Here is an 8,210-nt window from a genome sequence, read left to right on the forward strand (position 1 = left end):
GCCGACGGCCGGTGGACCGTCGGCGTCGGCGCGGCGTCGGTGTGCCGTTAGGCGCCGTCCGCCGCGAGTGCCCGCAGCAGGCCGATGGTCAGCGCGGTACGGGCCGGGATCGGGGCGAGCACGGTGTGTTCGTGGCGGGCGTGGGCACCGGAGCCGAGGGCACCGAGGCCGTCGAGGACGGGACGGCCGAGCGCGGAGACGAAGTTGCCGTCGCTGGCACCGCCGACCGCGGTCTCCTCCAGCTCCCAGCCGTGTTCCGCGGCGATCGCGTGGGCCCGCTCGAACAACCGGCGGGACGGGCCGCCCGGAACCATCGGCGGACGGTTCCACTCACCGGTGACGGTCAGCCGCACCCGCTGGTCGGAGGGGGTGAGGGCGTGCAGCGCGGCGTCGATCCGCTTCATCTCCTCCGGTTCGGCGATCCGGATGTCGATGCCGCAACTCGCCCGTGCGGCGATCACATTGCGCCCCGTGCCGCCTTGAATCAGCCCCACGTTCACCGTGGTCCCCCGCTCCGGGGCGCCGAGCGCGACGATCCGCGGGACGACCTCGGCCAGCGCGTGGATGGCGCTCGCGCCCGCGAACGGGTCGAGACCCGCGTGCGATTCGAGGCCGTGGGCCGTCACATCGAACAGCCCGACGCCCTTGCGGGAGGTCTTGAGCGCCCCGTCCAGCGACGCCTCGAAGACCAGGGTGGCCAGGACGTCCTCGCTGAGCCGCTCGATATGGCGCCGGGAGGCGGGGCTGCCGATCTCCTCGTCGCCGTTGAGCAGCAGCCGCACCGAGGGGTGGGGAAGCGCCAGTTCGCGCAGCAGCCGCAGGGTCCAGACGGCCTGCACCAGGCCCGTCTTCATGTCGAAGACACCGGGGCCGCTCGCCCGGCCGTCCTCGACCTCGAAGGGCCATTCGGCGAGCGTTCCGGCCGGCCACACCGTGTCGTAGTGGCACAGCATCAGCACGGTGCCGGGTGCCGTGCCGCGATAGGTCAGGGCGAGCACATCGCCGTGCGGTCCGCAGTCGTGGCGCTCGGTGCCGTCCGGCTCGCCGAGCCGGTCGACGACCCAGCCGCTGATCGCGGCGAGTCCGGCGTCCAGCAGCCGCTTGTCGTTGCTCGGCGTCTCCAGTTCCACCAGTGTCCGTAGGTCTTCGATCATCTCGGGCAGCGCCTGGGCGGTGGCGGCGGCGAGATCGGAGGGGGTCATGCGAGGGGGATCCTTCCCGGGGGTGGCGGGGGTGAGGGAGCGGCTGGGGATCAGCGGACGGGCGCGCCGGGGCCGAGCGGGATGCCCAGCGCCCACCAGACGTAGAAGAGCAGGGTCCAGGCCACCAGCATGGCCACGGACAGCGGCAGGGTCAGCGAGGCGAGGGTGCCGATTCCGGCGGAGCGCCGGTAGCGCTGGAGGAAGCCGAGCGCCATGACGAAGTAGGCGCTCATCGGGGTGATGGCGTTGGTGCAGGAGTCGGCGATGCGGTAGACGGCCTGGGTGGCCTCCGGGGGGATGTGCAGCAGCATCAGCATCGGCACGAAGACCGGGGCCACCAGCGCCCACATGGCCGAGCCGCTGGTCATCGCCAGATTGATCACCGTGCACACCACCACGATGCCGAGGAAGGCGACCGGGCCGGTGACCCCGAGATCCTTCAGCAGATCGGCGCCGCGGATGGCGAGCACCTGGCCGACGCCGGTCCACTTGAAGTAGGCGAGGAACTGGGAGATGGCGAAGAACAGCACCAGGATGGGGGCCATCTCCCGCATGCCGTGCGCCATGAAGTCCGGGATGTCCCGGCCGCCACGGACGGTACCGGCCGCACGCCCGTAGACCGCGCCGAGGAGGGCGAAGAGCAGTCCGAGCACCACGGCGATACCGGAGAGCACGGGCGATTCGACGATGCTGCCGCCCTCGCCGCGCAGCGGTGACCCGGTGGGGATCATCGCCACCACGATCACCGTGAGGTAGCTGACGAGGGCGACGGCGGCGCGGCGCAGCCCGCGGCGCTCCTCGGGTGCCAGGGCGAGTTCGACATCCCCAGTGGTTTTCGCGGTGGCTTCGCCGTCCGCAGTGGTTTTCGCGGTGGCTTCGCCGTCCGCAGTGGTTTTCGCGGTGGCCTCCCCGTCCGCCTCCTCGGGCTCGGGCGGAAGCGCCGCCACTCGCTTCACCAGCACCTTCTCGGTGACAAAGGTGATCACGGCGGCCAGCACCACCGAGGAGGCGAGGGAGAAGAAGTAGTTGGACAGCGGGGTGACGACATAGCCGGGGTCCACGGTGTGCGCGGCGGCCGTGGTCAGCCCGGACAGCACCGCGTCCATCGGGGTGATCAGCGGGCTGGCGTCATAGCCCGCCGATACGCCGACGAAGGCCACGACGATCCCCAGCAGCGGACTGCGCCCGATGGCCCGGAAGGCCAGCCCGCCCAGGGGGACCAGCGCCACATAGGCGGCGTCGGACGCGATGTGGGCGACCATCGCGGTGAAGGCCAGGGCGAAGGTCATCCAGCGCGCCGGAACCTTGGCGACACCGGCCCGCAGCATCGCCGCGAGCAGCCCCGACCGGTCGGCGACGGCGACACCGAGCATGACGACCAGGATGGTGCCGAGCGGTGGGAAGGTGGCGTAGTTGGTGATCGCGTCGTTGATCATCGACCGCACCCCGTCGACCGAGATCAGGCTGCGCACCGCCACGGTCTTGTCCCCCGCCGGGTCGACCGCGGAGACGTCCGCGGTGGCGAGCCCCCAGCTGATCAGCGCGAGGAAGGCGCTGAGGATCGCGAACAGCCAGAAGGGATGGGGAAGTTTGTTGCCCGCGCGCTCGACGGCGCCGAGCACCCGGAGCAGTGCGGACAGCGCCGCCGAGGAGTCCCCGGGCGCGTCGGGAGGCGGTTTGCCGGGGGTGTTGTCGGGTGTGGTCGTGGTGTCGTTGGAACTCACCGTCCGCACTCCTTCGTCGATGACGCAGTAGTGGTCGTCCATTAGAGGAGGAATGACGGAATGAGGCAAGAGAAAGAGTCATTACGCATGAATGATTCACGCGTGGCGCACCAATCGCACGATAGGTTCGTATCCATGGCAGCCGATCCCTCCACCCCGCCGGTGCTCGACGACGCCGACCTCGATCTGGTGGCCGCCCTGCAGGTGGCACCGAGGGCGCCGCTGAGCGCGCTGGCCGAGGTGCTCGGCAGCTCCGCCAGCACCGTCGGCCGCCGGCTGGCCCGGCTCGCGGAGGAGCGGCTGCTGCGGGTGATCGGGCAGGTGGAGTGGCCGATGCTGGCCGAGGGCAACCCCCTGCACATCTGGGTGGCCACGGCCCCGGGGCAGGCGTGGGAGGTGGCCCGGCAGCTGTCCGAGCTGCCCGAGATCCCGTTCGTCGCCACGACCACGGGCCACGCGGATGTCTACTGCTCCCTGCACGCCACCCGGCGCGACCGGGCGCGTGAGCTGCTGATGACACGGATCCCGTCCGTCCCCGGCGTGCGGTCGGCCCATACCGAGCTGGTGCTGCGGGCGACGGCGAAGTCCGACGCGTGGCGGCTGCGGCGGCTGGACGACGCCCAGCTGCGGGCATTGCGGGAGGTCGCCGATCCGGTGGAGGAGCCCGCGTCCGTCACCGGGTTCGGCGACGATGAGCTGCGGGCCATGGAGCTGCTGCGCCAGGACGGTCGGGCCAGCGCCGCCGAAGTGGCGCGCGGGCTCGGCATCAACCGGTCCACCGCCTACCGGCTGACCCAGTCGCTCCTCCAGCGCGGGCTGGTGCGGCCCCGCGTGGAGATCGAACCGGCGCTGCTCGGCCATCCGCTGGAGGTCGTGATCGAACTGCATGCCGCGCCCGGGGCCATCCAGGAAGTGGCCGACGCGCTGGCCCGGCATCCCTCGGCGCGCTATGTCTCCATCGTGGCGGGCACCTCCTCGGTGATCCACCACGGGGTGTTCCGGGACGAGGACGGCCTGGCCGAGCTGCTCACCCGCGATCTGGCGACGCTCCCCGGCATCACCGCCTGCGAGGTGTCGGTGGTCCTCGATGTGCTGCGCCGGTACTGGATCGGCCGTGCGGACGGAAGACTGCTGAACCAGGACCGATGAGTTCCGCGCCGCGCGCCGGTCTGAGAGGTGGAACAGGGGGCGACGCCTTCCCGCCCCCGCTCGCCGAGGAGACACCATGAGCAGCAACGAGATCACCATCAGCCGGGACCTGGACGCACCGCGCGAGACCGTGTGGCGGGTGTGGACCGAGCCGGAGTACTTCGCCCGCTGGTTCGGCGCCGCGCCCGAGTCCGTCGACCTCGACGTCCGGCCGGGAGGCGCCTGGAGAGCGACCGTCGCCACACCCGCGGGCGAGATGCCGATGCGCGGTGGCTACCGCGAGGTGGTCGGCCGGGAGCGGCTGGTGTGGACGCTGGACCTGCCGCAGGGCGCGATGGAGATGACCGCCACCTTCGCCGATCTGGACGGCGGCCGGACCCGGGTGGTGCTCCGGCAGCCGGCCCCACCGCAGGAGCAGTGTGCCCAGGTCGAGGAGGGTGCCGCTCAGCTGCTGGACGCCTTCGCCAAGGTGCTCGCGTCGGTGTGAGCGGTCCCGGTCACTCCCCCGGCGGCGGCCCGTCCCACTCGATGACGTCCACCTCGTCTCCCACGGCCAGTTTTCCGGCGCGGATCACGGAGAACTGGCAGCCGAACAGAGTGGCGCCGCCGGGGTCGCGCCGGTAGCCGGCCATGGTGCGCAGCGGCTCCGGGCCCGCCTTGACGCCCTCGCTCTGTTCGACCGTGGTCACCGCGCACCGGGCGGTGTGCTTGGCGAAGCCCAGTTCGGCGCCGCCGATGGCGATCCTGCGGACCCGGTCCTCCCGGTGGGGTTCGTGCCATCCGCCGATCACGATGCCGGGGCGGAAGCGGTTCATCGGCAGTGCCGCGCCGCCCGCCTCGGCGATCCGCTCGTTCAGCCCGTCCAGGCTGGCCCGGGAGACGATGTGCACCGCGGCGCTGTCGGCGTAGCCACAGGTGCCGGGGATCCATCCGTCGGTCACCCGGTCGTGCTCCGGGGGCACCCGCACCAGCCTGCTCGGCGCGCCCAGGAACCGGGAAAGCCACGTGGCGGCGTCCTCGCCCTGGTCGATGCCGAGGTAGGGCGTGTCGAACACGGTGACCTCGCGCCGCGCGGAGGTGGTGTCGATGTCGATGGCCACCTCGCCCTCGCCGGGTGCGGACAGGGTGAGCCGGGTGCCGTGCGGGTCGATGGCGGGGCGGATGACGGCGAGCCGGGGATCCCGCCGCTGAGTGCGGCACTCTCCGTCCTCGCCGATGACCATGAAGCTGCGGTCGTGTTCCAGACCCGCCTCCGTCAGCAGCGCCTCGGACAGCGGAACACCCGCGCAGCCCTTGACGGGATAGCAGGTCAGCTCGACAACGGTGGCCACGCGGGCACCTTATCCCAGGGGTGGCGGCGGCTCCGAGCGACTGGTCGGGGCGCTCATTCCGCATCGCCCGGTGCCCGACCGGCGTTTCATGGCACGGCCCGGTTCCGCCATGCGCCCCCGGCCCGGCGTCCAGCGGCAAGGCGTAGCGCCGAGTACGCCGAATGACCCTCCGCGCACGGCCGGTGACCACCGGCATACGCCGTAGGCGCGCCGCGCCTCCCGTCGGCGGGAACCCAAAACGAACCGTCTCCAGGGAGCGGCGGGCGAGGCCGCGGGAAAAGCGCGGCCCCCGGCGCCGCCCGGGGTCCCGGACAGGCGGGGTGAAGGGTGATTATTCCGGGGCCACTCCTGCGAGCGGCTGGAAGGGAGGAAGTCGATGTGAGGCAATGATATGCGCGGCGGCGCGGTTCCCGCTATACACGGGCGGCGTGATTCTCCGCCAGTTCCCCGACGCCATGACGGCCGGCCCTTTTCGGAGAACTGCCGCGGCGCACGGGCGTCGGCGAGGCGATGCACGACAAGAGATACGGTAAACGCCGAGTCAAGTCCGTTCTGTGGCCGATGAGTTGGCCGGACCCCGTGCGACCGCCCCTGTTCCTCGGGCCATAACCGGAGGCGAGAGGGCATACGAGTCGGGGCCCTGGTTCCGCGCCCGGTGCCCTCGGTCGCCTTACCGTCTCCCCGTCGCCTCCCCGCCGTGTCGTCGCCCGGGGCCGCGTCCGCTCCCGGCCGGCCCCGCCCGTGAACGCCACGGTCGGCGGCGGGCCCCGTCGATACGTTTGAGTCTCCCGCCGCACCCTGGGAAACTCCGCCGGGTACGTCCGGCGCGTTCGCTCATCCGTCCCCCGCTTCCCCGCCCCACCGCAAGGCCGTCCTATTTCCCGCCCCTCCCACCGCCTCCCGCTCTCCCCTTCCTCTCCTCCCCTCCCCGGCATTCTCCGGACGCCGGGGAGGAGGGAGCGGAACGGCCGGTTCCAACGCGGTGCCGCGCGGTTACGGCCGTCCGCTCGGGCCCGGCCGCCAAGCGGCCGATCTTGACCGGGCGGTGCCGCAATAGCGCCGGGGAAGATCCCGTGCCGCGCGCCCGGCCCGCACCGGCCGCCGTATTGAGCCGCCCGTCGCTCGTCCGGTCTTCAACCTCCCGGGCCCCGGCGGCAATTCACCCGGACCGCCGTCCGAGATCCGTCATCGATCACCCGGAAACCAATCCGGCGGAATAGCGGCCGCCCCGTCCGGCGCCCCGGAGAATCATTTCCCGCCGTACCAGGACGTCCGGCGGCGCGTGATCACCCGCGCCCGCCCCCGGTCCGCCGCTCCCGCCCCGCCGACGCCCGTGCGCCCCCGGCCCTCCATGCGCCTCCCACCGCACAACTGAGGGAGCGTCAGCCGATTCCGGGGTGGCACCGGGCGGCGCGCGGCGGTCCATGAGGCCCCCTGCGCCTTGTGACCGGCGGGGCCGGGCTGCGGTACTCGTACAGCCCACCGGGTCCTCCGGAGGGCGACGTCGAGAGCCGTTGTGGAGAGGAACCAGCCTCATGGCCGTACGAGGAAGTCACCGACGCCCCGCATCGCCCAGCCGGGTCTCGCCGCTGTGCGCGGCGCTCACCGCGGGTGGTGTCGGCATCGTCCTGCCGTTCCTCGGCACCGGCGCCGCCCACGCGGCCTCGGTCGACACCTGGAACCTGGTCGCCAAGTGCGAGAGCGGGGGCAACTGGCACATCAACACCGGCAACGGCTACTACGGCGGACTCCAGTTCTCCCAGCACACCTGGGCGGCGTTCGGCGGCACCGCCTACGCCCCGCGGGCCGATCTGGCGTCCAAGGCCCAGCAGATCACCGTGGCGGAGGCGGTGCTGCGCAAACAGGGCCCCGGCGCGTGGCCGGTGTGCTCCGTCCGCAGCCGGCTGACCCGGTCCGGTCCACCCGCCGGAGTGACGAGCCAGAACGCCCACCCCCGCGCCCAGCACCCGGCGAAGCCCAAGAAGTCGGCCAAGTCCGCCGCGAAGTCCCGCGCCCGGCAGCACACCGCCCGGCGCGCGGCGGCGTCCGGCTCCTACGCGGTCGTCCGCGGTGACACGCTGTCCCGCATCGCCACGCGTGCGTCCGTCAGGGGTGGCTGGAAGGCGCTGTACCACGCCAACCGCGGGACCGTCGGCCCGAACCCGCATCTGATCCACCCGGGGCAGCGGCTGACCCTGCCCGCGGGCTCCCGGCATCCGCGCAAGGCGGCGCCCCGCCACCGTGCCTCGACGGTCTCGAGCCACACGGTGGTCCGCAAGACGGCGGCCCGCCCGCATATGGCCCCGGTCAGCGGGCCGGTCAGCGCGGGGTACGGCATCCGCGGCTCGCGGTGGGCGAGCGGCCATCACACCGGCGTGGACTTCGCGGTGCCCACCGGCACCTCCGTGCGCGCTGCCGCCCCGGGCACCGTGGTGGCGGCCGGGTGGGGCGGCGCCTTCGGCTACCAGGTCATCGTCCGCCACGCCGACGGGCTCTACACCCACTACGCGCATCTGTCGGCGCTGATGGTCCGCACCGGGCAGTCGGTCCAGGCGGGCCACCGGATCGCCCGGTCCGGCAGCACCGGGAACGCCACCGGACCGCATCTCCACTTCGAGGTCCGCACCAGCCCGCGCTACGGATCCGACATCGACCCGCTGGCCTATCTGCGCTCCCACGGCGTCAGCGTCTGACGCCGCACACCGGACGCATCGCGTCCGCACGGTCCATCTCCGTGGGGTGGGGGAATGGGTGGGGGCCGCCGGCGGGCCGGCGGCGGGGGGGCCCCGCCCCGCGCGCGGGGC

General features: G+C 72.6%; 6 protein-coding genes. 3 read left to right on the plus strand and 3 right to left on the minus strand.

The features are described from left to right. Positions 1–47: 47 nt before the first annotated feature. Positions 48–1,202 (minus strand): M20 family metallopeptidase, encoded by a 1,155-nt coding sequence (locus ACFXB5_RS51155; protein ID WP_385222353.1) that lies wholly within the window; start codon positions 1,200–1,202, stop codon positions 48–50. Positions 1,203–1,252: 50 nt separating this feature from the next. Next, positions 1,253–2,968, minus strand: a complete 1,716-nt coding sequence (locus tag ACFXB5_RS51160; protein ID WP_385222355.1) for an AbgT family transporter — start codon at positions 2,966–2,968, stop codon at positions 1,253–1,255. 93 nt (positions 2,969–3,061) lie between these two features. Here ACFXB5_RS51160 and ACFXB5_RS51165 point away from each other — a divergent pair, with 93 nt between their 5' ends. Both ACFXB5_RS51165 and ACFXB5_RS51170 read left to right on the plus strand, forming a co-directional pair. Further along, positions 3,062–4,075 (plus strand): Lrp/AsnC ligand binding domain-containing protein, encoded by a 1,014-nt coding sequence (locus tag ACFXB5_RS51165; protein WP_385222358.1) that lies wholly within the window; start codon positions 3,062–3,064, stop codon positions 4,073–4,075. 76 nt (positions 4,076–4,151) lie between these two features. After that, positions 4,152–4,562, plus strand: coding sequence for an SRPBCC domain-containing protein (locus ACFXB5_RS51170; protein WP_385222360.1), 411 nt, complete (start codon positions 4,152–4,154; stop codon positions 4,560–4,562). Between the two features lie 10 nt (positions 4,563–4,572). Here the strand turns inward: ACFXB5_RS51170 and ACFXB5_RS51175 are convergent, their stop codons facing one another. Continuing rightward, entirely contained in the window at positions 4,573–5,406 is an 834-nt protein-coding gene (locus ACFXB5_RS51175) for an MOSC domain-containing protein (protein WP_385222363.1), read from the minus strand. A gap of 1,535 nt (positions 5,407–6,941) precedes the next feature. Between ACFXB5_RS51175 and ACFXB5_RS51180 the strand changes: the two genes are divergently transcribed. Further along, positions 6,942–8,099: a transglycosylase family protein gene (locus ACFXB5_RS51180; protein WP_385222366.1), complete on the plus strand. Its 1,158-nt coding sequence runs from the start codon at positions 6,942–6,944 to the stop codon at positions 8,097–8,099. The last annotated feature ends 111 nt before the right edge of the window (positions 8,100–8,210 follow it).

The organism is Streptomyces sp. NPDC059455 (assembly GCF_042750115.1).
In the GTDB taxonomy this organism is placed as follows: Bacteria; Actinomycetota; Actinomycetes; order Streptomycetales; family Streptomycetaceae; genus Streptomyces; species Streptomyces endocoffeicus.

What these genes read in the sequence shown, in the direction of transcription:
- ACFXB5_RS51165 (WP_385222358.1), top strand. Translation starts at nt 3,062, where the DNA reads ATGGCAGCCGATCCCTCCACCCCGCCGGTGCTCGACGACGCCGACCTC.
- ACFXB5_RS51160 (WP_385222355.1), bottom strand. Translation starts at nt 2,968, where the DNA reads ATGGACGACCACTACTGCGTCATCGACGAAGGAGTGCGGACGGTGAGT.
- ACFXB5_RS51180 (WP_385222366.1), top strand. Translation starts at nt 6,942, where the DNA reads ATGGCCGTACGAGGAAGTCACCGACGCCCCGCATCGCCCAGCCGGGTC.
- ACFXB5_RS51170 (WP_385222360.1), top strand. Translation starts at nt 4,152, where the DNA reads ATGAGCAGCAACGAGATCACCATCAGCCGGGACCTGGACGCACCGCGC.
- ACFXB5_RS51155 (WP_385222353.1), bottom strand. Translation starts at nt 1,202, where the DNA reads ATGACCCCCTCCGATCTCGCCGCCGCCACCGCCCAGGCGCTGCCCGAG.